The sequence below is a fragment of the Prevotella sp. P5-64 genome (genome assembly GCF_002251285.1).
Classification (GTDB): domain Bacteria; phylum Bacteroidota; class Bacteroidia; order Bacteroidales; family Bacteroidaceae; genus Prevotella.
In genome coordinates this window covers 33,330-56,315 of the sequence record NZ_NPJK01000076.1, presented here as the reverse complement: position 1 = coordinate 56,315, position 22,986 = coordinate 33,330, and the positions used below count along the sequence as shown (strand labels likewise).

23 protein-coding genes are annotated in these 22,986 nt (G+C 54.1%); 17 read left to right on the top strand and 6 right to left on the bottom strand.

Features of this window, described 5'->3' with window-relative positions; translation table 11 throughout:
- Nucleotides 1-5: 5 nt before the first annotated feature.
- Both CIK87_RS13275 and CIK87_RS13270 read right to left on the bottom strand, forming a co-directional pair.
- Entirely contained in the window at nucleotides 6-647 is a 642-nt protein-coding gene (locus CIK87_RS13275; protein WP_022310947.1) for an HAD family hydrolase, read from the bottom strand.
- Nucleotides 622-1,647, bottom strand: coding sequence for a C1 family peptidase (locus CIK87_RS13270; protein ID WP_254046565.1), 1,026 nt, complete (start codon nucleotides 1,645-1,647; stop codon nucleotides 622-624). The genes CIK87_RS13275 and CIK87_RS13270 overlap by 26 nt, the downstream gene beginning before the upstream one ends.
- A gap of 98 nt (nucleotides 1,648-1,745) precedes the next feature.
- On the opposite strand from CIK87_RS13270, the gene CIK87_RS13265 reads away from it, so the two are divergent.
- From CIK87_RS13265 to CIK87_RS13240, 6 genes are read left to right on the top strand one after another with little or no spacing between them, the layout of a single operon-like run.
- Nucleotides 1,746-1,988, top strand: a complete 243-nt coding sequence (locus tag CIK87_RS13265; RefSeq protein WP_254046090.1) for a DUF3791 domain-containing protein — start codon at nucleotides 1,746-1,748, stop codon at nucleotides 1,986-1,988.
- On the top strand, nucleotides 1,988-2,458 hold the full coding sequence (locus tag CIK87_RS13260) for a DUF3990 domain-containing protein (protein ID WP_094387558.1): 471 nt from the start codon (nucleotides 1,988-1,990) through the stop codon (nucleotides 2,456-2,458). Before CIK87_RS13265 ends, CIK87_RS13260 begins: the two co-directional genes overlap by 1 nt.
- Nucleotides 2,455-2,712 carry a DUF3791 domain-containing protein gene (locus CIK87_RS13255; protein WP_094387557.1) on the top strand — a complete coding sequence of 86 codons (258 nt, stop codon included), beginning with the start codon at nucleotides 2,455-2,457 and terminating at the stop codon, nucleotides 2,710-2,712. Before CIK87_RS13260 ends, CIK87_RS13255 begins: the two co-directional genes overlap by 4 nt.
- Before the next feature lie 57 nt (nucleotides 2,713-2,769).
- Nucleotides 2,770-3,519 carry a glycosyltransferase family 32 protein gene (locus CIK87_RS13250; protein WP_022310942.1) on the top strand — a complete coding sequence of 250 codons (750 nt, stop codon included), beginning with the start codon at nucleotides 2,770-2,772 and terminating at the stop codon, nucleotides 3,517-3,519.
- A gap of 11 nt (nucleotides 3,520-3,530) precedes the next feature.
- Nucleotides 3,531-4,316, top strand: coding sequence for a glycosyltransferase family 2 protein (locus CIK87_RS13245; RefSeq protein ID WP_094387556.1), 786 nt, complete (start codon nucleotides 3,531-3,533; stop codon nucleotides 4,314-4,316).
- Between the two features lie 8 nt (nucleotides 4,317-4,324).
- Nucleotides 4,325-5,035, top strand: coding sequence for an ABC transporter ATP-binding protein (locus CIK87_RS13240; RefSeq protein ID WP_094387555.1), 711 nt, complete (start codon nucleotides 4,325-4,327; stop codon nucleotides 5,033-5,035).
- Here the strand turns inward: CIK87_RS13240 and CIK87_RS13235 are convergent.
- From CIK87_RS13235 to CIK87_RS14160, 3 genes are all read right to left on the bottom strand, one after another.
- The gene (locus tag CIK87_RS13235; protein ID WP_094387554.1) at nucleotides 5,032-5,904 is read right to left on the bottom strand and encodes a PfkB family carbohydrate kinase; all 873 of its coding nucleotides are present in this window, start codon (nucleotides 5,902-5,904) and stop codon (nucleotides 5,032-5,034) included. The genes CIK87_RS13240 and CIK87_RS13235 overlap by 4 nt on opposite strands.
- A gap of 40 nt (nucleotides 5,905-5,944) precedes the next feature.
- Nucleotides 5,945-6,304 (bottom strand): fluoride efflux transporter CrcB, encoded by a 360-nt coding sequence (gene crcB / locus CIK87_RS13230; protein ID WP_254046091.1) that lies wholly within the window; start codon nucleotides 6,302-6,304, stop codon nucleotides 5,945-5,947.
- A 461-nt stretch (nucleotides 6,305-6,765) separates the two neighbouring features.
- Nucleotides 6,766-7,008: a hypothetical protein gene (locus CIK87_RS14160; protein WP_144008232.1), complete on the bottom strand. Its 243-nt coding sequence runs from the start codon at nucleotides 7,006-7,008 to the stop codon at nucleotides 6,766-6,768.
- A gap of 41 nt (nucleotides 7,009-7,049) precedes the next feature.
- Here CIK87_RS14160 and CIK87_RS13225 point away from each other — a divergent pair, with 41 nt between their 5' ends.
- The 7 genes from CIK87_RS13225 to tyrS are packed head-to-tail and all read left to right on the top strand — an operon-like array spanning nucleotide 7,050 to nucleotide 14,922.
- A complete protein-coding gene (locus CIK87_RS13225) occupies nucleotides 7,050-9,872 on the top strand; it encodes a pitrilysin family protein (RefSeq protein WP_094387552.1) in 2,823 nt (940 codons plus the stop codon).
- A 23-nt stretch (nucleotides 9,873-9,895) separates the two neighbouring features.
- Nucleotides 9,896-11,158: a methionine adenosyltransferase gene (gene metK, locus CIK87_RS13220; RefSeq protein WP_022310936.1), complete on the top strand. Its 1,263-nt coding sequence runs from the start codon at nucleotides 9,896-9,898 to the stop codon at nucleotides 11,156-11,158.
- Nucleotides 11,155-12,174 carry a DUF4271 domain-containing protein gene (locus tag CIK87_RS13215; RefSeq protein WP_254046116.1) on the top strand — a complete coding sequence of 340 codons (1,020 nt, stop codon included), beginning with the start codon at nucleotides 11,155-11,157 and terminating at the stop codon, nucleotides 12,172-12,174. The genes metK and CIK87_RS13215 overlap by 4 nt, the downstream gene beginning before the upstream one ends.
- 6 nt (nucleotides 12,175-12,180) lie before the next feature.
- On the top strand, nucleotides 12,181-12,927 hold the full coding sequence (locus tag CIK87_RS13210; protein WP_094387551.1) for a uroporphyrinogen-III synthase: 747 nt from the start codon (nucleotides 12,181-12,183) through the stop codon (nucleotides 12,925-12,927).
- A gap of 14 nt (nucleotides 12,928-12,941) precedes the next feature.
- Nucleotides 12,942-13,337, top strand: coding sequence for a ribonuclease P protein component (locus CIK87_RS13205; protein WP_094387550.1), 396 nt, complete (start codon nucleotides 12,942-12,944; stop codon nucleotides 13,335-13,337).
- A complete protein-coding gene (gene yidD, locus CIK87_RS13200; RefSeq protein ID WP_094387549.1) occupies nucleotides 13,334-13,585 on the top strand; it encodes a membrane protein insertion efficiency factor YidD in 252 nt (83 codons plus the stop codon). The genes CIK87_RS13205 and yidD overlap by 4 nt, the downstream gene beginning before the upstream one ends.
- 38 nt (nucleotides 13,586-13,623) lie before the next feature.
- Nucleotides 13,624-14,922, top strand: a complete 1,299-nt coding sequence (gene tyrS, locus CIK87_RS13195; protein WP_094387548.1) for a tyrosine--tRNA ligase — start codon at nucleotides 13,624-13,626, stop codon at nucleotides 14,920-14,922.
- A 139-nt stretch (nucleotides 14,923-15,061) separates the two neighbouring features.
- On the opposite strand, the gene CIK87_RS13190 is transcribed toward tyrS, so the two are convergent.
- Nucleotides 15,062-15,964, bottom strand: coding sequence for an Abi family protein (locus tag CIK87_RS13190; protein WP_094387648.1), 903 nt, complete (start codon nucleotides 15,962-15,964; stop codon nucleotides 15,062-15,064).
- A gap of 661 nt (nucleotides 15,965-16,625) precedes the next feature.
- Between CIK87_RS13190 and CIK87_RS13185 the strand changes: the two genes are divergently transcribed.
- The 4 genes from CIK87_RS13185 to leuS all read left to right on the top strand — a co-directional run bounded on the left by CIK87_RS13185 (nucleotide 16,626) and on the right by leuS (nucleotide 22,881).
- Nucleotides 16,626-18,059, top strand: coding sequence for an ATP-binding protein (locus CIK87_RS13185; protein ID WP_094387547.1), 1,434 nt, complete (start codon nucleotides 16,626-16,628; stop codon nucleotides 18,057-18,059).
- A 159-nt stretch (nucleotides 18,060-18,218) separates the two neighbouring features.
- Nucleotides 18,219-18,419, top strand: coding sequence for a hypothetical protein (locus CIK87_RS13180; RefSeq protein ID WP_144008231.1), 201 nt, complete (start codon nucleotides 18,219-18,221; stop codon nucleotides 18,417-18,419).
- A gap of 103 nt (nucleotides 18,420-18,522) precedes the next feature.
- Nucleotides 18,523-20,013, top strand: coding sequence for a cysteine--tRNA ligase (cysS, locus tag CIK87_RS13175; RefSeq protein ID WP_022310928.1), 1,491 nt, complete (start codon nucleotides 18,523-18,525; stop codon nucleotides 20,011-20,013).
- Between the two features lie 18 nt (nucleotides 20,014-20,031).
- Entirely contained in the window at nucleotides 20,032-22,881 is a 2,850-nt protein-coding gene (gene leuS, locus CIK87_RS13170; protein WP_094387545.1) for a leucine--tRNA ligase, read from the top strand.
- The last annotated feature ends 105 nt before the right edge of the window (nucleotides 22,882-22,986 follow it).

Genomic DNA, 22,986 nt, shown 5'->3' with positions numbered 1-22,986 from the left:
TACATTTATACGATTACTTGATACAGGTCGGCGAAGTCGTCGATGACATGCTGCGCACCGCACGCCTCCATCTCCTCGCGCGAACCGTTGCCGTAGGTCACGGCGGTGGTGTGTACTCCGGCGTTGACTCCCATCTGTATGTCGTAGACGGCGTCGCCCACCATCATGGTCTCGTCGGGCGTCGCTCCCATGCGCTCCATAGTCTGGACGACCATGTCGGGTGCGGGCTTGGCATGCTCCACATCGTTGACGGTGACGATGTGGCTGAAGAGATGCTCTATCTGCATATCTCTGAGGAAGACCATGAGCGAGAAGCGTTGGCGCGAGGTGGCGATGGTCAGCGTGAGTCCGGCGTCATAGAGCTTCTGCAGCGTCTCCCTCACGTGGGGGAAGAGCTGGACCACTCCGGGCTGGTTATCGCGTGCGAATATCTCCTGGTAGAGTTGGGCGCAGGCATCTCCGGTGGCGTCGGTCATAGGAATAAGCCGCGTGAAGGTCTCCTTGAGCGGCAGCCCTATCATAGCCCTTATCTCCTCGCGGCTGCGGGGCTCGAGGTGCATGGCCTCGATGGTCTTCATCATCGTCTGGGTGATGAGTGTCTCGGTGTCGGCTAAGGTGCCGTCAAAGTCGAATATGACAAGTTTCATTGTTGATTACTATTGCTATGGTTTTCATTCTGATATAGTCGCGGGAGATGTACATCATGCCTCCGAACGGATTGTCCGTGCCCCAAGAGTTCTTGGCGATGTAGTAGGGACGGCCCTGGCGGTCGTGGGCACGGCCTATGATGCACATGCAGTGGTCGTCGGTGGTCTGTCGGCGCTCAAACCAGCGCTGTCGCAACTGCTGGTCGTAGCGGGGAGAGTGGGGTAGGGTGGCAACACCACGGCTGAAGGAGAAACCGGGCTCAGAGATGTCGCCCTCCCAGCACACGGCGTAGCCCTGGTCGAGCGCCCGGTCTATGGCGTGCATCAGCGTGTCGAGAGGCACATTGAGGAAGCTGTCGCGGCGGTGGTTGTCGGGCAGCTCGAGCACCACCCTGCGTCCGAAGGGATGATGGGTGAAGCTGGTGAGAGCCTGGTAGTCTTGTGCATATACGCTTCGGGCAAACTCGCCGAAACTGTATTGGGCATGGAGCATATAGACACGCTGGGGGAGAGCACCCATACGGCTGTCGAGCATATCGCCCACCTGCCGGCGCAAGTGGCTGAGAGACTGTGAACGGCGTGCCATCGCGTTGACACCACGTGCCAAGGCGTCATAGTTCACTCCCTCGGCGGGATAGCTGTCGTAGGGCGCAGCGCCATAGGTGTCGAGCAGACTCAGAGCCATACAGGCAGTGCCGCGCATCGTGATGGCGTGGCGCCTGCCACCGAGCATGGCCTCGGCAGCCCCTTCCTCGATATAGCGGCGCAACGGGAACGCCACAGAGAGATTGACGGAGTCGCCCTGGCTGAGCCGGTCGGTCTCAATGGTCGAGAGCATGGCATACATCCAGCACACGCTGCTCGCCCCCTGGTTCTTGACAGGTGTGGTGGCAAGCCGCAGCTCGTCGGTGAATTGACTGTCGGCTGCCGGGTTGGCTGGCCTCTCGCAGGCCATCATCACCAGCGCCGCCAAGACTAAATACGTTATTCGTATATACATTATTAATAAATATAGGAACAAAGTTACACAATAAATACAACATAAGCAGCGAAATAATCATGGAAATTGCTTGGCTAATAGAAAATAATGGCTTAACTTTGGAACTGGAAATAAACAGCAAGAGTATGAATATCGACACCGTAGACTTTATCACTTACTGCATAGGTAACCTCTCGCGCAAGCTGAACCTATGCCCCAAAGAAGTCTATCATCGACTGAAATCTTCTGGCATATTGAGCGGTTACATCATTCCAAGTTACGACGTCCTCCATACCTTCGGCAAAGATTACCTTGTCGAAGACCTGATTGACTATATGAAAGAAAAAGGAGTAATTGGCTAATGGAAGTATATCATGCGTCAAGCGTTATTGTAGACAGGCCGGATGTGGTTCACTCAAGGGCTTTTCTGGATTTTGGGAAAGGCTTCTACATGACCACCATCAGAGAGCAGGCCGAGAAATACGCTCTGCGCTTCCTGCGGCGCAACAAGGAGGCTTGGCTCAACATCTACGAGTTGGACGAGGCTTACCTCGCTTATCGCGTAAAGACCTTTACCAAATATAATGAGGAGTGGCTTGACTTTGTAGCCCAATGCAGAACCGGCAGAGATGTCGAGAACTATGACATCATTATGGGTGGAATTGCCAACGACAAGGTGTTCCGCACCATAGACCTGTTCTTCGCTGGAGACATTACCAAAGAAACAGCCCTGAAGCGACTTGTCTTTGAAAAAGTCAATCACCAGATTTGCATCAGTAACCAAGAAGTTATTGACAGATGTCTTACTTATAAAAGCAGTATCCGATTATGAACGTACACGACGATTCCTTTCATGCTATACTTGAGGCCAAGTATGCGCGAATCATCAAGGAGATAAGCGAGATGCACGACATCACGCTGAAGGAGGCGATGGATATGTTTTATGACTCTGATATGCTGCCGCTCCTTGAAGATGGAGTTGCCGACTTGCACTGCCGCAGTGACAAATACCTGGCTGAAGAAATCTGGAATGAGAATAAAGACAACTCTCATGAAAATAAGCATCAAAATGCTTGTGGGAATTGATTATTTGGCTTAACTTTGTAATTACCAAGTTTATATATAGACACATACTGTATTACTATGATACCTAAGAAGATACATTTCTGCTGGATGAGCGGCGACCCGTACCCAGCCAAGATTAAACGGTGCATGAAGACATGGCGTCGGGTGATGCCCGATTACGAGATAAAGCTGTGGAACGCCCAGAACTTTGATGTCGAGGGTGCTCCCGACTATGTGCGCGAGGCCATCCGCCAGCGCAAGTGGGCCTTCGCCGCCGACTACATACGCATGTACGCCCTCTACCATGAGGGTGGCATCTATCTTGACTCCGATGTGCTGGTTCTGAAGCCCTTCGACGACCTGCTCAACCACTCTTTCATGTCGTCATTAGAGTATCACCCCATCCAAATAGAGCGCGATGGTGCGATGGCGATGATAGACAGCGAGGGCAAGCGCATCAAGGAGGGATTTGTGTCGGGCATCCAGATACAGGCAGCCGTGATGGGCGCCGAGCCAGGCTCTCCCTTCATCAAGGATGTGCTCGACTGGTATAAGGACAAGCCATTCATCAAGCCCGACGGCACCCTCGCCACCGACGTAGTGTCGCCGCAGATCTATGCCCGTGTCGCCGAGAAATACGGATTTATCTATGCCGACCGCGACCAGCAGCTCAGCGACAACATCATGATCTACCGCTCAGAGATATTCGCCGGCAACCGCCACGAGGTCACCCCCGCATCTTACTGCATACACTACTGCGCCCACAGCTGGCATCCCTCGGTCAAGGAGAAACTGCAGAAACTGTGGCGCCGTATCACCCGAAAATAACACAGCACGTCATGGAGAATAACGAACACAAGATTTCGGTGGTCATCAACACCTACAACGCCGCCGCCATGCTCGAAGAGGTCATCCGAGCCGCCGAGGGATTTGACGAGGTGCTGGTGTGCGACATGGAGAGTACCGACGACACCGTGGCCATAGCCGAGAGACTGGGAGCACGCGTGGTTACATTCCCTAAAGCTGACCATAAGAGTGCCGAACCAGCCCGAACCTTTGCCATACAGTCAGCTCTATACCCTTGGGTGCTGGTCGTCGATGCCGACGAGATTATTACCGCCGAGTTGCGCGACTATCTCTACCAGCGCATCAGCCAACCCGACTGCCCACAAGGACTGTATATACCGCGAAAGGGATACTTCATGCACCGCCTCTTTGCCTATCCCGACTACCAGTTGCGCTTCTTCATCCGCGAGGGAACCGTCTGGCCGCCTTATGTACACACATTCCCCACCGTCCAGGGCCGCATAGAGTATATCCCGAGGCGTCGCCGCGAACTGGCGTTGATACATCTGGCCGACGACTCGATACGCACACGCGTCTACAAGACCAATGAGTATACCGACAACGAGGTCGAGAAGAAGCGCGGCAAGCACTATGGCGCCTTCAAGCTGGTCTTTGACCCCCTGTTCCGCTTCGTCAAGGCCTATTTCTTCAAAGGGCAGATATGCAAAGGCGTACCCGGATTTATCAATGCGTCGCTCGACGCCTATTATCGGTTTATCACCATCGCCAAGGTGATAGAGTCGAGAAACGCCGAGCGCGACATACGCCACCGGAAGTGACCCCCACCATGACAGCCATTACGACCAACCGTCTCACCGTAGGATATCGCGGCCACAGAGTAGTCGAGGACATCAGCCTCTCGCTGCCCTGTGGCCGTCTGGTATGTCTGCTCGGTCCCAATGGTGCAGGCAAGTCGACCCTCCTGCGCACGCTGTGCGGATTTCAGCCACCCATAGCGGGCACGGTTACCATCTCCGGCAGCGACATCACCACAATGAGCGCCGCCGAGGTGGCACGCCTCGTGAGCGTGGTGCTCACCGACCGTCCGCTCACCCCCTCGCTCACCGCCGCAGAGATGGTGGGCATGGGCCGAGCCCCCTACACGGGGTTCTGGGGCAGGCTGAGCGACGATGACCGCCGCCTCGTCAGCGAGGCAATGCAGACGGTAGGCATAGCCCCGCTCGCTACCCGACGCATGGGCCAGCTGAGCGACGGCGAGCTCCAGAAGGTGATGATAGCCAAAGCCCTGGCACAGCATACGCCCGTCATCGTGCTCGACGAGCCTACCGCCTTTCTCGATTATCCCAGCAAGGTGGCCGTGATGAAGACCCTCGCCCGACTCGCCCACGACGAGGGCAAGACCATACTCATGAGTACACACGACCTGGAGCTCGCCGCACAACTGGGCGACGAACTGATGAAAATAGAGAACAAGCATATCCGAAAAATCACCGCCGATGAGGTGAGCCGCATCATCGGACGGCTGTTGCGCGGCTAACCCTGCAATATTCTGTCTACATCTTCACGACTGCCCGTGAAGACTCCGGCACGCTCTATCTTGAGTGTGCACATGGCGGCAGCCAACCGGCCCGCCTCGCCATAATCCATGCCCATAGAGCGACCATAGAGATAACCCGCCGAGTAGGTGTCGCCACAGCCCGTGACATCGACCACCTCTCGTGGAGCGTAAGCCGGAACATCGTAGAAGCTGCCGCCGGCATAAATCATAGAGCCCATGCTGCCAAAGGTGAGCACCACCTCGCTTACGCCCATCGATGCGATGTAGCGGGCCGCCTCGTGGGCATCTGTCATGCCCGTCACCACCTGCATCTCCATCTCGTTGAGCTTCACCACATCGACCTGAGAAAGCAGCGAGCGGCTCTGGTCCCAGTCTATGGGCACCACGTCCTCGCCCACCACCTGGCGCAGATAGCCCTGGACGTCGATAGACACGATGCCACGTTGGCGGAGCCAGGCAATGGTGTCGAGCGAGAAATCATCGGGAAGCAGCGTGCCGAGATGATAGACACGGGCAGAGGTGTGCATCAGCTCGTCGATGGTGAATGGCTCTGCCTTGGCGAGCACGCGCTGCCGGCGGTCGTCGAGGTTGGAGCCGTAGACATTCTCGAAGAACACGGAGTGGGGGCAGCCGTATCGGGTCACATCGACACCAGCCTCGCGGAGCCTCTGTACCTCGTCCATCGACTCGTTGCCCACCTTGGTGACCAGACTGAAGTCGAATGTAGGGTCTATGGCGTGGAGCGCCCACGAGAAGTAAAGTGCCGTACCTCCCGCCATCTCCATGGTGCGCTGGGGAGTGATAATACGGTCGTGAGTGATATGTCCTATACAGCAGATTTGGTTCATCAGTATCGATTGTTGTCGCCCTGGGGCGCGTTATAGTTCATTATTTTACCACCTGATAGCCAGCCACCACCGCCGCCATGCCCAGCACCATGCTCAGCACGGTGTAGAGCAGCGCCGCCAGCATCTGTCCGTCGCGGGCCATCAGCAGGTTGTCGTTCATGAATGTAGAGAAGGTGGTGAAGGCTCCACAGAACCCCGTCACCAGCAGGAGCTTGGCCATAGGCGATATTCCGCCGACATTGGCCATCGCCGCCAACACGCCTATCAGGAAGCACCCCACCACATTGACCGCCAATGTGGCATAGGGAAACGACGCTGCCGGCACCCAGAGCTCCATCCATCGGCCCACGAGATAACGCAGACAGCCGCCGAAGCAGCTTCCCACACATACACACATCATTTCTTTCATGGTACAAAGGTAGTGCAAGGTGAGAGAAATACAAAATAAAATCATTTATTTTTATTTCCGAACCGCCGCCTACCTTCACGGCGAAAGCCGTAGAGGTAGTGCAAGTCGAAGACAATGCAAAGGAAAAACGAATGTTTTTTACTGGCATTGTTGAGACGCAGCCTACCTTATTCAAAGGTAGGCTAAAAGGTGAGAGAAATACAAAATAAATTCTTTATTTTTATTTCCGAACCGACGCCTACCTTCACGGCGACAGCCGTAGAGGTAGTGCAAGGTGAAAACAATGCAAAGGAAAAACTTATGTTTTTTTATACGCCATCCCCCGACCATCCTCGTCAGCTCACAGTCTAACCCAAGCGCACAGGAAGACAGCTACAGCCACACCGTGACCGCCCTTGCTGGCTCGTATCAATAGTCACGAGGGCTCGTATCGTAAGTTACGTGACCGCGTATCATAAGGCACGTGACCACGTATCGGAAGGCACGAGCCAGCCGAGGTCCATCCCACTGATGCTCATTGGCTCTCCACGACCGCCGGAAGTCATCGCAGCGGTCGTGGAGAGGGTAGGGCGCCGGGCGAGCTGCGCCCCGAGAGTGGCTGAAGTGGTGGCGGGAAGGGCTAATTTCTCTCTTTTACAAGAGATTTTAACCTCGGGATAAGCCTCGTGTCGGAAATAATACGTAACTTTGCACATTATTTATATAGATAACACGTAATTATAACAATAACACGACTATGATGAAAAAGTCTCTTACGCTGGCGCTGCTACTCTTGACAGTAGTGATGGCGCAAGCCCAAATGAACATGACGGTACCTATGGATACCGCAGTACGCATGGGTAAGCTGGATAACGGTCTGACTTACTACATCCGCCACAACGGATGGCCCGAACATCGTGCCAACTTCTACATCGCCCAGAAGGTAGGCTCGCTGCAGGAGAATGAGAGCCAGCGCGGTCTGGCCCACTTCCTCGAGCACATGTGCTTCAATGGCACCGAGCACTTCCCCGACAATGGACTGATACGCTATCTGGAGACTCTGGGTGTAAGATTTGGAGCCGACCTCAACGCCTATACCAGCATTGACCAGACGGTGTACAACATCGACAACGTGCCCACCGCGCGCCAGTCTGCACTCGACTCGTGCATGCTGATACTCTACGACTGGGCCAACGCCCTGACTCTGGCTCCCAAGGAGATAGACAAGGAGCGCGGAGTGATACACGAGGAGTGGCGACTGCGCTCGAGCGCTTCGCAGCGCATGTTTGAGCGCGCCCTGCCTGCCCTCTATCCTGGCAGCAAGTATGGCCAGCGCATGCCCATCGGTCTGATGAGCGTGATAGACAATTTCAAGTATCAGGAGCTGCGCGACTACTATGAGAAGTGGTACAACCCCGAGAACCAGGGCATCATCGTGGTGGGCGACGTGGATGTGGCCCACACCGAAGCGCTCATCAAGAAGCTCTTCAGCGGCATCCAGGCCAGCCCCGAAGCCGGTAAGGTGACAGAGGAGCCCGTGCCCGACAACGCGAAACCAATCGTAGTGATAGACAAGGACAAGGAACAGAACAGCAACGTGGTCCAGGTGATGTTCAAGCACGACGCCACCCCCGACAGTCTGCGCTCTACACTCATGTACATGATAAGCCGCGAGGCCCAGGCTCTGGGAGAGGCCATGCTGGCAACCCGCTACAACGAGGCGGTGCAGAAGGCCGACTGCCCCTACGTGGCCGCTTCGGGCAACGATGGCAACTACATCTTTGCCAAGACCAAGGACGCCTTCACCATTGGCATCATTCCCAAGGAGGGACAGACAGAAGCCGCTCTGACAGCCGCTCTCGTAGAGGCACGACGCGTGGCAGAGTTCGGATTTACAGCCTCCGAGTTTGACCGCGCACGCAAAGACGCGCTGAGCATGCTCGAAAAGCAGTATACCAACCGCGACAAGCGCACCAACACCCAACTCTTCAACCAGATACTGGGCAACTTCCTCAACAACGACTGTCTGCCCTCTATCGACTTCAGCTATGCGGTGATGAAACAGGTGCTGCCCACACTCAACGTAGACATGATCAACGCCATGTTCAAGGAGTATATCACCATGAACGACAGCAATATGGTCATCATGAACTTCAACGTGGAGAAGGAAGGCGCTGCCTATCCCACCCAGGAGTCTCTGCTCGCCGCCGTCGAGGCTGCCCGCAAGGCTGAAGTGACTGCCTACGTGGACAACGTGAAGAACGAGCCTCTCATCCAGAAGCTCCCCAAGGCAGGAAAGATAAAGAAAGAGACCGAAAACAAGACTCTGGGCTTCAAGGAACTCACGCTGAGCAACGGCATCAAGGTGGTGCTGAAGAAGACCGACTACAAGAAGGACGAGGTACGCATGACCGGCGAATGTGCAGGCGGCAGCTCGCTCTACGGCATGGACGACTGGGCCAATCTGCAGCTCTTCGACGAGGTCATCGGCGTAAGCGGACTGGGCAACTTCAGCAGTACCGAGCTCGACAAGGCTCTGGCAGGCAAGATAGCCAATGCTGACCTGAGTCTGGGACAGACCTCGGTCAACGTGACCGGCAGCTCCACACCTCAGGACGTGGAGACCATGCTACAGCTCACATACCTCTATCTCACCCACATCAACAAGGACCAGGACGCATACCAGAACCTGATGACCACCATGGCTCTGACGCTCAAGAACCGCGCCTCGGACCCCATGTCGGCATACTCTGACTCGCTCACCGCCACACTCTATGGCCACAACCCACGCCATCGCGCCGTCAAGGAGAGCGACCTGCAGCACGTGAACTATGACCGCATCCTGCAGATAGCCAAAGAGATGACCGCCAACACAGGCAACTTCACTTTCACCTTCGTGGGCAACTTCGACGAGGCGGCTCTGCGCCAGTTGGTGTGCCAGTATCTCGGCTCGCTGCCCTCTAAGAAGAAGGCCAAGAAGGGTCACCGTCTGGGCCAGCTGGTCAAGGGCGAGGTAGTCAACAACTTCACACGCAAGATGGAGACTCCCAAGGCCATGAACGTCACCATGTGGTACAACGACCAGATGCCCTGGACACTCGAAAACAGCATCAACAGCCAGGTGGTAGGTCAGGTGCTCTCCATGATTTATCTGGAGAAGATACGCGAGGAAGCCAGCGCTGCCTACTCTGTAGGTGCCTACGGCGGACAGAGCCACGAAGAAGACGGCTATACCCTGGCACAGATTATGGCTCAGTGCCCCGTGAAGCCCGCCAAGGCCGACACCGCCCGCACCATCCTGCTGGGCGAGGTAGAGGCTCTGACCAAGACCTGCGACGCCGAGAAGCTGCACAAGGTCAAGGAGCAGATGGGCAAGCAGTTTGAGCTCGCCGTCAAGACCAATGGCTACTGGATGAACACCATCAACACCTACAACAAGTATGGTGTGGAATGGCACACACGCTATGCCGATGTGCTCAAGAGCATCAAGCCCGAGGACATCTGCAACTTCATGAAGGAATTTGTAAAGCAGGGCAACCGCATCGAGGTGGTTATGCTCCCTGCCGACTTTAAGGAATAAACTAAATACAAAGAAAAAAAGACATGTCATATCTATTTTCATCTGAGTCGGTATCCGAAGGACATCCCGACAAGGTTTCCGACCAGATATCAGACGCTTTGCTCGACCAGTTTCTGGCTTACGACGACAAGGCACACTGCGCCATCGAGACCTTTGTGACCACCGGACAGGTGGTCATCATGGGCGAAGTGACCTCTGAGGCTTACATCGACCTGCAGGCCATCGCCCGCAAGACCATCAAGAATATCGGCTACACCAAAGCCGAATACCAGTTTGACGGCAACTCATGCGGCATACTGAGCGCCATCCACGAGCAGAGCGCCGACATCAACCGCGGCGTGAGCCGTGAGGAGGAAGACAACCAGGGTGCCGGCGACCAGGGCATGATGTTCGGCTACGCTTGCAACGAGACCGAAAACTACATGCCCGTTTCGCTCGACCTGGCCCACCTCATCATGACCACTCTCGCCGACATACGCAAGGAAGGCAAGGAGATGACCTATCTGCGCCCCGACTCCAAGAGTCAGGTCACCGTGGAATACAGCGACGACAACGTGCCCCAGCGCATCGACACCATCGTGGTGAGCACACAGCACGACGAGTTCGACGATGACGACGACCGCATGCTGGCCCGCATCAAGGAAGATGTGCTCCATATACTCATGCCCCGCGTCAAGGCCCAGATACACAGCGAGAAGGTGCTGGCGCTCTTCGGCGACGACATCAAGTACTACGTCAACCCCACCGGCAAGTTTGTCATCGGAGGTCCCCACGGCGACACCGGTCTTACCGGCCGCAAGATTATCGTCGACACCTATGGTGGCAAGGGCGGCCACGGTGGTGGCGCATTCTCTGGCAAAGACTCGAGCAAGGTAGACCGCTCGGCTGCCTATGCCGCCCGCTACATCGCCAAGAACATGGTGGCTGCCGGAGTGGCCGATGAGATGCTCGTGCAGCTGGCTTACGCCATCGGCGTGGCAGAGCCCGTGAGCGTATATGTAAACACCTACGGACGCAGCCACGTGGCTATGAGCGACGGCGAGATAGCCGCCAAAATCAAGGAGATGTTTGACCTGCGCCCCAAGGCCATCGAGCGCAAGTTCAAGCTGCGCCAGCCCATGTATCTGGAGACTGCAGCCTACGGACACATGGGTCGCAAGAACGAGGTGGTGACCAAGACCTTCACCAGCCACTATCACGAGACACGTACCATCGATGTAGAGCTCTTCACATGGGAAAAGCTCGACAGCGTGGACAACATCCGTAAAGCGTTCGACCTGAAATGATGCAACAGCAGACTGACACGCTGACCCACACGATGGACACGGCTGCCACACAGCAGCCCGCGGCCCATCACGAGCTCACCCCCGCCGAGGTGCTGAGCTGGCTGCCGCGCACGGCTACGCCCGCCCAGATGGATTCTGCCATCAGGGCCAACATCAAGCCATGCAAAATCACATGGAGCCAGTGTCCCGATACGCTCCATCTGCCTGGCTGGCCTGCGGGGAAGAGCTACAAGAAGTTCAGTCTGCCACAATATTATAAGGAATCCTTCTTCGCGAAGGATTCCCTTTTTCATCCCGAGCTGCGGGGAGGCCGACTGGGAGTGGCAGGCACGCCTGTGCCCTACACCATCGCCAACGACGACTTCTTCGTGAGCATCCTCCTAGGTGGGTTCGTACTCATCATGGTAGCCTTCACCCAGAGCAAGGGTTTCTTTATGCGCCAGGTAAAGAAATTCTTCTACACCAATCACAGCGACAACACCACCGTCATCCCCGAGACCTCCAGCGAGATAAGATTCCAGGTGGCGCTGATGATACAGACCTGCCTGATGCTGGCACTGAGCTTCTTCTTCTACACCCGCACCCGAATAGGCGAAACATTCATGATAGAAACCTATCAGGTGATAGCCATTTACGTGGCAGTAATCATGGCCTATTTTCTGGTCAAAACCGCCCTGTCGTGGGTGGTCAACTGGACGTTCTTCGGCAGTAAAGAAAATTTACAGATTCAGAAGTCCAACCTCTTCGTGGCAGCCACCGAAGGCGTGGTGTTATTCCCTGTAGTCATGCTACAGACTTTCTTTGAAATGCCCGTCTATTTCACGCTCTTTTATGTAGGCTTGACCATCGCATCTGCCAAAATACTGACTCTTTGCAAGCAGTTTATCATTTTTTTCAGTAAGAATTCCCTTAGTTTCCAAATATTTTTGTACTTTTGTGCCCTTGAAATAGTACCTCTACTCATGCTTTGGGGAGGACTGACGATAATCAACGGGTATTTGAAAATAAATTTTTAGGACAAAATAATGAAGAAAATTTTAATCTCACAGCCAAAACCATCCAGTGAAAAATCCCCTTATTACGACATAGAGAAAGACTATGGAGTAGAGTGTGTCTTTCGCCCATTCTTCAAGGTTGAGGGATTAACCGCAAAAGAGTTTCGTCAGCAGAAAATAAACCTCCTCGATTATACAGCTGTGGTCTTCACCTCGCGCCATGCCATAGACAACTATTTCAAGCTGGCCAAGGAGATGCGCATCACCATCCCCGAGGACATGAAGTACTTCTGCGTGCTCGAGACCATAGCCCTGTACATACAGAAATATGTGCAGTATCGCAAGCGCAAGGTATTCTTCACCAATACTGGTAAAATCAAGGACCTTATTCCTCTCATGGTGAAGCACAAGACCGAAAAGTATCTCGTGCCGATGAGCGACGTACACAACGACGACGTCGAGAAGATGCTCAACGAGAAGAAGCTGCACCACCAGGAGTGTGTGATGTATCGCACCGTGAGCAACGACTTCAGCGAGGAGGAGAAGAAGAAGTTTGACTTTGACATGCTGGTGTTCTTCAGTCCTACCGGCGTCAAGGCGCTCAAGAGCAATTTCCCCGACTTCGAGCAGGGCGACATCAAGATAGCCGCCTTCGGTCCTGCCACCGCCAAGACCATCACCGATGAGGGTCTGCGCCTCGATCTGGCAGCCCCCAGCAAGGAACATCCGTCAATGACCAGCGCCCTCAAGGCATATCTCAGCAACAGCAAATAAGCACAACCATACCCATGTCGGCTGCTGAAAGATTCACGCTATCCAAGGAAGAGCGTATATGCAGCAAGAAGCTGATAAACGAGCTCTTTACAGGAAACGGACGTTCGATGACGGCGTTTCCGCTGAGAGTTGTGTTTATGAAGCGCACCATCGTCGACGACCAGCCCCGTGCCGCGATGCTCGTGAGCGTTCCCAAGCGCTACTTCAAGCATGCCGTAGACCGCAACAGGGTGAAGAGACAGGTGCGCGAGGCTTTCCGACGCCACAAGTCGATGATTACCCAGAACCTCACCGACGACCACGAATCCGTAGCCATGGCCTTCGTGTGGCTCACCAATGAGAAATACCCCTCCTCTGAGGTAGAAAACCGTATGGTCAGACTCCTGACCCGTATCAGCGAATGTCTATGAACGCCATCAAGTCTATAGGCCGCTGGATGGTAAAGGCGCTGACATGGCTCTTGCTTTTACCCATACTTTTCTACCAGAAATGTATCACCCCATTCACTCCGGCATCATGCCGATTTACCCCCACATGCTCTGAATATGCGCGACAAGCCATCGTCAAGCACGGGCCCATACGCGGACTCTGGCTCGCCGTGCGTCGCATACTGAGATGCCATCCCTGGGGCGGTTCGGGCTACGACCCCGTGCCTTAGAGACCAAGACAGAAACAACGAACAAAAACATAAACAGAATGAAAAACTTTGTAGAAGAACTGAAATGGCGCGGTATGCTGGCGCAGATAATGCCAGGTACCGAAGAGTTTCTGCAGAAGCAGATGGTATCGGCATACCTGGGCACCGACCCCACCGCCGACTCACTCCATATAGGCCACCTCTGTGGCATCATGATGCTGCGACACCTGCAGCGCTGCGGCCACAAGCCTTACCTGCTCGTGGGAGGTGCCACGGGTATGATTGGAGACCCATCGGGCAAGAGCCAGGAGCGCAATCTGCTCGACGCCGACACCCTCTACCACAACCAGGAAGCCATCAAGAAGCAGGTATCCAAATTCCTCGACTTCGACGGCAACGAGCCCAACAAGGCAGAGATGGTCAACAACTACGACTGGATGAAGGACTTCACCTTCCTCGACTTCGCACGCGAGGTGGGCAAGCACATCACCGTAAACTATATGATGGCCAAGGACAGCGTGCAGAAGCGACTCAACGGAGAGGCCCGCGACGGACTCTCATTCACCGAGTTCACCTACCAGTTGCTCCAGGGCTACGATTTCCTGTACCTCTATCAGAGACACGGCGTACAGCTGCAGCTCGGCGGTAACGACCAGTGGGGCAACATGACCACAGGCACCGAGCTCATACGTCGCACCCTCGGCTCAGAGGCCGAAGCCTACTGCCTCACCTGTCCGCTCATCACCAAGGCCGACGGCAAGAAGTTTGGCAAGACCGAGAGCGGCAACATCTGGCTCGACCGCAACCGCACCACGCCTTACGCCTTCTACCAGTTCTGGCTCAACGTGGGCGACGAGGAAGCCGAGAAGTACATCAAGATATTCACCTCGCTCGACCGCGAGACCATCGAGGCGCTCATCGACGAGCACCGTCAGGACCCAGGCCGCCGCGTGCTGCAGCGTCGTCTGGCAGAAGAGGTTACCGTAATGGTACACTCAGAGGAAGACCTGCAGATGGCTATCGAGGCCAGCAACATCCTCTTCGGCAAAGCCACCAAGGAGAACCTGCAGAAACTCGACGAGGCCACACTGCTCGATGTCTTCGCCGGAGTGCCCCACTTCACCCTCGCCAAGGACCAGTTGGGTCAGCCCGCCGTAGAGCTCTTCACCCGCGACGATGTCAAGATTTTCGCCAGCAAGGGCGAGATGCGCAAGCTCGTACAGGGTGGCGGCGTATCGCTCAACAAGGAGAAACTCACAGCCTTTGACCAGGTCATCACCACCGACGACCTCATCGACGGCAAGTACCTCCTCGTACAGCGCGGTAAGAAAAACTACTATCTTGTCACTGTGAAGTAAGAACATAAATATAGATAGCCCAAAGCGTGGTCCGGAGTCTCCGAGCCACGCTTTTTTGATGAGTAAATGCCGAATCTATGAAAAGTAAAGCCTACTGACGGTGAAGACATCACAGACAGCAGGCTTTATCCTAATATTGTTATCTCCAGAGTGGCTCATTTTCCCATCCTTGAGGGAAACCAAGTGCATTCAAATCTACCTCTGGATAATCTGCAAATAACGTCTTCATCTTCTGAAGCATATCATTGTTTGGAGATATGACATCCAAGAAATACTTAATGATACATATATTATAGTAGATGCGAAGCGAATCCGTCTGAAGCGTAATCCAAGGATAGACCATCCTATTAGGTACCATTGGACGGATAGTATTGTGCTTGTTCCAAACTCTCGAGTGATGGCAACATGCATTCCTTGTCAGTGTCACAATAGTCAGCCAAGATTCAAATGGCGCTATTTGCAGCCCAAATGATTGAGAGATTCTTTTCTTTATCTTTTTATCCTTGATGTTGCTGTATATGTTTGTGATGATACCGAAAGGAAGTATTTCTGAAACAATCCATGCTGGTGGATATGGGTCAGAATATGTCTCCTTGAAATGGATAATGAATTCCTCTTTTGATTTGCGAAGCTCATGGTCTATCAAATCTATTGTCTTTTGAAACTTTGGGGAGCTGACAAAGTTAGCGGAATCTGTTATCCAGAAGGGGGCACCTGTCATTGAACTACCGATGTTGACTATCGCACTACGCACAGCAATTTCAATCTTCTCAAGATCATTAAACAATAATAGACGCAGCTTTTTATCAAATCGATACAACATCATTACCTTGCTGAATGTCGCATCGGGTTTATATATATGACGCTCTTTCGGCATCTTGAGCAATGGATGCATATAAGCAGAGAGTCGGTAATAGCCGATATGCTCCAAGTAATGTTCCGCCTTCGATGTGTCGGAAATGGAAAGACCTCTTGATTGCAGCAACGAGACGAGGTCATGTGGCGATGAATAGCCCTTGGTGAACGGTATAGTATTTGACATATGGTTAATAAAAAAACGACCCGCACATTTGAGCATCGTTGAGAGGCTTGGCGGGTTCTAGCACTGCAAATATAGAAAGATAATATGAATTGTGCAAGCATTAAGTCGAGAAAAAAACTTTCCAATAACGATTTCTTGTCTTTTAGATAGAAACATAACATTTTTGGAGGTTTTTTTAGGAGAAATATGTGCAATTACATTAATTATCATGGTATGAAAGACAGCTATGATTTGATGCTGGATATTATTGATTTGCCCTCATTAGGTCATCAACGGCAAGTACCTCCTCGTACAGCGCGGCAAGAAAAACTACTATCTTGTCACTGTGAAGTAAGAGTCATCTCTCATCGATACTGGAGGTGTATCTGCAACCATCAGGCAGATACACCTTTTCTCTTTTGTCACCCCCGGAGTTGATATGGTCAGCCCGAATTATCCCGACCTTTCTCTGGCGCAAGCCCTCTGCTTCCCGGCTCAACGCAAAGCTAAAGGAGGGGGGTGGGGAATATGCCCAAAATAGGATGGAAATGGCAAAAAAGTGGCGATAGTGTGCGAAAAGACATCAAAAAAGTACCCTTTTCGCACACTATCGCCACTTTTTTCGTTTTTTTTACGTAACTTAGCACCGTCAGAAACATAGTTTTAACCTAAAACGAGTAATATGGCGACAGTCAATATCATCGGTAGAAAGAAGGAACTTGACCTGCTGGATAGATACTACCATTCGGGCAAAGCCGAGTTTGTGGCTCTCTATGGCAGAAGACGTGTGGGAAAGACTTTTCTTATCCGTCAGCGCTTCAATGGACAGTTTGACTTTGACATGACGGGCGTGCTGGAAGGCAGCAAGGCCGAACAGATGACCGCTTTTCATGCTGCAATGAAGTTGAATGGATATAAAGGAAGGAAGAACACCAACTGGATGGATGCCTTTGTGGCTCTGCGCCAGCTGCTTGCCGAGAAGATAACGCCCGGAAGGCGCTGCCTGATATTTATCGACGAACTCCCGTGTCTCGACACGCCCAAAGCCGGTTTTGTAAATGCCCTCGGGCATTTCTGGAACAGTTGGGCCAACTGGCAATCAGAGATTATGCTGATTATATGTGGCAGCGCCACGTCGTGGATGGTGCGCAATGTGATAGACAATCATGGCGGCCTGCACGACCGGATTACCCATGAAATGCCCTTGCATCCCTTTACCCTCGCCGAAACCGAAGAATACTTCCATACCAATGGATTCCCATGGCAGCGACTAAGTATCCTGCAGGCTTACATGGCTGTGGGCGGTGTACCTTACTATATGAGCCTCTTTGAGAAGAACGAGAGTCCGGCAATAGGCATCGACAGAGTCTTCTTCGGGGAGAATGCAGAGCTGGCCAAGGAATACAGACGCCTCTTTGCCTCGTTATTTCGCAACAGCACACCCTATGTGGAAATCATCAATATCCTCGCCAAGCATCCGCAGGGCTTGACGCGCGCTCAGATGGCCAAAGAACTGAAGCAAAGCAACAACGGAAGGTTAGGGGATATGCTCAACGACCTGGTGTACTGTGACTTCATTTCCAAAAACAATGTCAGAGAGAAGAAGGTCAACACCAACTCCGCCCTCTATCAGCTCACAGACTTCTACACCATCTTCTACAATACTTTTGTGACCAAAGGCCACACCAACCAGCACTACTGGAGCCAGCATGTGGGCACGCCAGAAGTGAATACATGGTACGGGCTCGCCTATGAGCGTATATGCAAAGCCCATATACCACAGATAAAGAGAGCACTGGGCATCGCGAGCGTAGCCACCGAATACTACTCATGGCGCAGCAGGAAGAATAAAGATGCGGCACAGATAGATATCATCATCGACAGGGCCGACAGCATGATTAATCTGTGTGAAGTCAAATACAGTGAGGCACTATACACCCTGGACAAGGACGAATATCTGCGAATCATGCACCGCCGCGACGCTTTCCGTGCAGAGACCGAAACCCACAAGTCGATTATACCCACTATGATAACCACGTTTGGTATGACGCAAGGAGCTTACAGCGACCAAATGACGGTGAAACTGGATATGAACGATATGTTTGACAACGACTGAAATGGTCTAAAAAGTGGCGATAGTGTGCGAAAAGGCAGCTGAAAAGTACCCTTTTCGCACGTTATCGCCACTTTTTTCGTTTTTTCCCTTGTTTCGGGAGAGGTGGAGAGCAGCTTGGTGGGGAAATCGGGGCGCGAAATATGGATATCTGTGTTCGCTATGATGATATCATGCCCTGAATTAGTGAAAATAAAGCGCGGAAACAAGATTAAAGAGGTGCGCAGCGGAGTGGTGGGCACGGCAGGGGGCACGATGGCGGTGCGCAGCGGGAGATATGTGGTGCGCAGTGGGATGGTGGGCACGGCAGGCGTGAGGGATGTGGTGCGCAGCGGGATGGCTATGAGGTCGGCTGTGGGGTAGGGGAATTGCGCTTATGCGGTACACCTTATTAAATTATAGGGGAGTTTATTCGTATTTATCGGCATTTATCAGTAACTTTGCAGTCAACAATATTTTAGCTAAAATGGAACAAACATTATTGATTTATAACACGCTGACGCGCAAGAAGGAGGCCTTCAAGCCTTTGCATGCCCCCAACGTGGGCATGTATGTGTGCGGCCCCACCGTATATGGCGACCCCCATCTGGGCCACGCCCGCCCCGCCATCACGTTTGATATCCTCTTCAGATACCTGAAGCATCTGGGCTACAAGGTGCGCTATGTGCGCAACATCACCGACGTGGGCCATCTGGAGCACGACGCCGATGAGGGCGACGACAAGATAGAGAAGAAGGCCCGACTGGAGCAGCTCGAGCCTATGGAGATAGCCCAGCACTATACCAACCGCTACCACCAGGCTATGGATATGCTCAACGTGCTTCCCCCCTCGATCGAGCCCCACGCCACGGGCCATATCATCGAGCAGGAGCAGCTGGTGCAGCAGATTCTTGACAACGGCTATGCCTACGTGAGCAACGGCTCTGTGTACTTCGATGTAGAGAAATACAACAAAGACCATAAATACGGCATCCTCTCGGGCCGCAATCTGGAGGATGTCATCAACCACTCGCGCGACCTCGCCGGCACCGACGAGAAGCACAACCAGGTGGACTTTGCCCTGTGGAAGAAGGCCCAGCCCGAGCATATCATGCGCTGGCCCAGTCCCTGGAGCGACGGATTCCCCGGCTGGCACTGCGAGTGTACCGCCATGGGCCGCAAGTATCTGGGCGACCACTTCGACATCCACGGTGGCGGCATGGACCTCATCTTCCCCCACCACGAGTGTGAGATAGCCCAGGCTGTGGCCAGTCAGGGCGACCAGATGGTGCACTACTGGATGCACAACAACATGATTACCATCAATGGCCAGAAGATGGGCAAGTCGCTGGGCAACTTCATCACCCTCGAGCAGTTCTTCACCGGCGACCACGCTTCGCTCGACCAGGCCTACTCGCCGATGACCATCCGCTTCTTTATCCTCTCTGCCCACTATCGTGGCACTGTAGACTTCTCCAACGAGGCTCTGAAGGCTTCGGAGAAGGGTCTGGAGCGACTCATCAACGGCATTACCGATATGGAGCGCATCCAGGCTGGCAAGGAGAGCGACGCCGAGACCCACAAGTTTGTGGCTGCGCTGCGCCAGAAGTGCTACGACGCCATGAACGACGACTTCATGACTCCCCTCGTGATAAGCTATCTCTTCGAGGCTTGCCACGTCATCAATACTCTCATCGACCACAAGGCTGCCATCTCTGCCGACGACCTCGCCGAGCTCTCGTCTACGATGCAGCTGTTTGCCTTCGACCTGCTGGGTCTGAAGAGCGAGAAGGGCATGAACAACGATGCCCGCGAGGAAGCCTATGGCAAGGTGGTCGACATGGTGCTCGAGCTGCGCGCCAAGGCCAAGGCCGACAAGGACTGGGCCACGAGCGACAAGATACGCGACGAGCTTGCCGCCGACGGTTTTGAAATCAAAGACACCAAAGACGGTGTGACCTGGAAACTGAACAAGTAACACAAACTGGATAACGACATGGAATATAACTTCAGAGAAATAGAGCAGAAGTGGCAGAAAAACTGGGTGGAGATGAACACCTACAAGGTAACTGAGGACGAGAACCGCAAGAAGTTCTATGTACTCAACATGTTCCCCTATCCCTCGGGCGCCGGACTCCACGTGGGTCATCCCTTGGGCTATATCGCCTCCGACATCTTTGCCCGCTACAAGCGTCTGCAGGGCTTCAACGTGCTCAACCCTATGGGCTACGACGCCTACGGTCTGCCCGCCGAGCAGTATGCCATCCAGACGGGTCAGCATCCTGCCATCACGACCGTCAACAATATTGCCCGCTACCGCCAGCAGCTCGACAAGATAGGCTTCTGCTTCGACTGGGACCGCGAGGTGCGCACCTGCGACCCCGGATATTACCACTGGACCCAGTGGGCCTTTGAGAAGATGTTCAACTCTTACTACTCCAACACCCAGCAGAAGGCGCTGCCTATCAGCAAGCTCATCGAGCACTTCGAGGACAACGGCACACTGGGCATGGATGTGGCCTGCTCTGAAGAGCTTGTCTTCTCTGCCCGCGACTGGAAGAGCATGAACGAGCACGAGCAGCAGAAGACGCTCATGAACTACCGCATAGCCTACCTGGGCGAGACTATGGTCAACTGGTGTGCCGGACTGGGCACCGTGCTGGCCAACGACGAGGTGGTAGAGGGTGTGAGCGTGCGCGGCGGCTATCCCGTGGTGCAGAAGAAGATGCGCCAGTGGTGTCTGCGCGTGTCGGCCTACGCCCAGCGTCTGCTCGACGGTCTGGAGACTGTAGACTGGACCGACTCGATGAAGGAAACGCAGCGCAACTGGATAGGCCGTTCGGAAGGAACCGAAGTCCAGTTCAGCGTCAAGGACAGCAATGTACGCTTCACCATCTTCACCACCCGTGCCGACACCATGTTTGGCGTCACCTTTATGGTGCTTGCTCCCGAGAGCGAATATGTGGCCCAGGTGACCACCCCCGAGCAGCAGGCCGAGGTCGAGGAGTATCTCGCCTATGTGAAGAAGCGCACCGAACTGGAGCGTATGTCAGACCGCAAGGTCACTGGCGTGTTTACCGGTTCGTATGCCATCAACCCATTGACAGGCGACGCTCTGCCCATCTGGGTTTCTGAGTATGTGCTGGCGGGCTATGGCACCGGCGCCATCATGGCAGTTCCCGCCCACGACTCTCGCGACTACGCCTTTGCCAAGCACTTCTCGCTGCCCATCATCCCGCTGATAGAGGGTGCCGACGTGAGCGAGCAGAGCTACGACGCCAAGGAGGGCATCGTGTGCAACTCGCCCGTAGAGGGCAAGCAGACCGAGTTCTCGCTCAACGGACTCACCGTCAAGGAGGCCATCGCTGCCACCAAGCGCTATGTGACCGAAAAGGGACTGGGCCGCGTCAAGGTCAACTACCGTCTGCGCGACGCCATCTTCTCTCGCCAGCGCTACTGGGGCGAACCCTTCCCCGTGTACTATAAGGACGACATTCCCTACATGATACCCGAGCAGTATCTGCCCATCGAGCTGCCCGAGATAGACAAGTACGAGCCCACCGAGAGCGGCGAGCCTCCATTGGGCCGCGCCAGAAAATGGGCTTGGGACACCCAGAACAACCAGGTGGTCGACAAGGAGCTCATCGACGGCAAGACCGTATTCCCCATCGAGCTCTACACCATGCCCGGATTTGCCGGTTCGAGCGCCTACTATCTGCGCTACATGGACCCCCACAACGACCATGAGCTGGTAAGCCGTGAAGCCAACGACTACTGGCAGAATGTAGACCTCTATGTGGGTGGTACCGAGCACGCCACAGGCCACCTCATCTACTCGCGCTTCTGGAACAAGTTCCTGCACGACTACAATGTGACCTGCAAGGAAGAGCCCTATCAGAAACTCATCAACCAGGGTATGATACAGGGTCGCTCCAACTTTGTATACCGCATCAACAGCGACAACCACAGTGCCGCTCCGCGCTTTGTGTCGCTCGGTCTGAAGGACCAGTATGACGTCACACCTATCCACGTCGATGTCAACATCGTGCATGGCGACGTGCTCGACACCGAAGCCTTCAAGGCATGGCGCCCCGAGTTTGCCAACGCCGAGTTTGTGCTCGAAGACGGCAAGTACGTCTGCGGATGGGCCATAGAGAAGATGTCGAAGTCCATGTTCAATGTGGTCAACCCCGACATGATCGTCGAGCAGTACGGCGCCGACACGCTGCGTCTCTACGAGATGTTTCTCGGCCCTGTAGAGCAGAGCAAGCCCTGGGATACCAATGGTATCGACGGCTGCCACCGCTTCCTCAAGAAGCTGTGGAACCTCTACTTCGCCCCCCGCACCGACGAGTTCCGCGTCAACGACGACGAGCCCTCGAAAGAGAGCCTTAAGAGTGTGCACAAGCTCATCAAGAAGGTGACCGCCGACATCGAAAACTTCTCATACAACACTGCCATCTCTGCCTTTATGATTTGCGTCAACGAGCTGGGACAGCAGAAGTGCTACAACCGTGAGCTGCTCACCATCCTGACCGTGCTCATCGCTCCCTTCGCGCCCCATATCGCCGAAGAACTGTGGAGCCGACTCAACATGAAGGGCAGCGTATGCGACGCCCAGTGGCCCGTATGCAACGAGCAATACCTGGTAGAGAGCGAGGTGCAGCTCACCATCTCCTTCAACGGCAAGGCCCGCTTCCAGAAGAAGTTTGCCGCCGATGCCACCAACGACGCCATACAGCAGGCAGTGCTCGCCGACGAGCTGAGCCAGAAGTATATCGACGGCAAGCAGGTGGTGAAGGTAATCGTAGTGCCCAAGAAGATTGTGAATGTCGTCGTGAAGTAATCGGGCGGCAACGCACACCAAGAATACTACATCAGAGGAAGTTGCCGCTTGCACACACCACAACCCGGCGTGTGCAAGACGACGACTTCTTTTGCTTAGAGACAA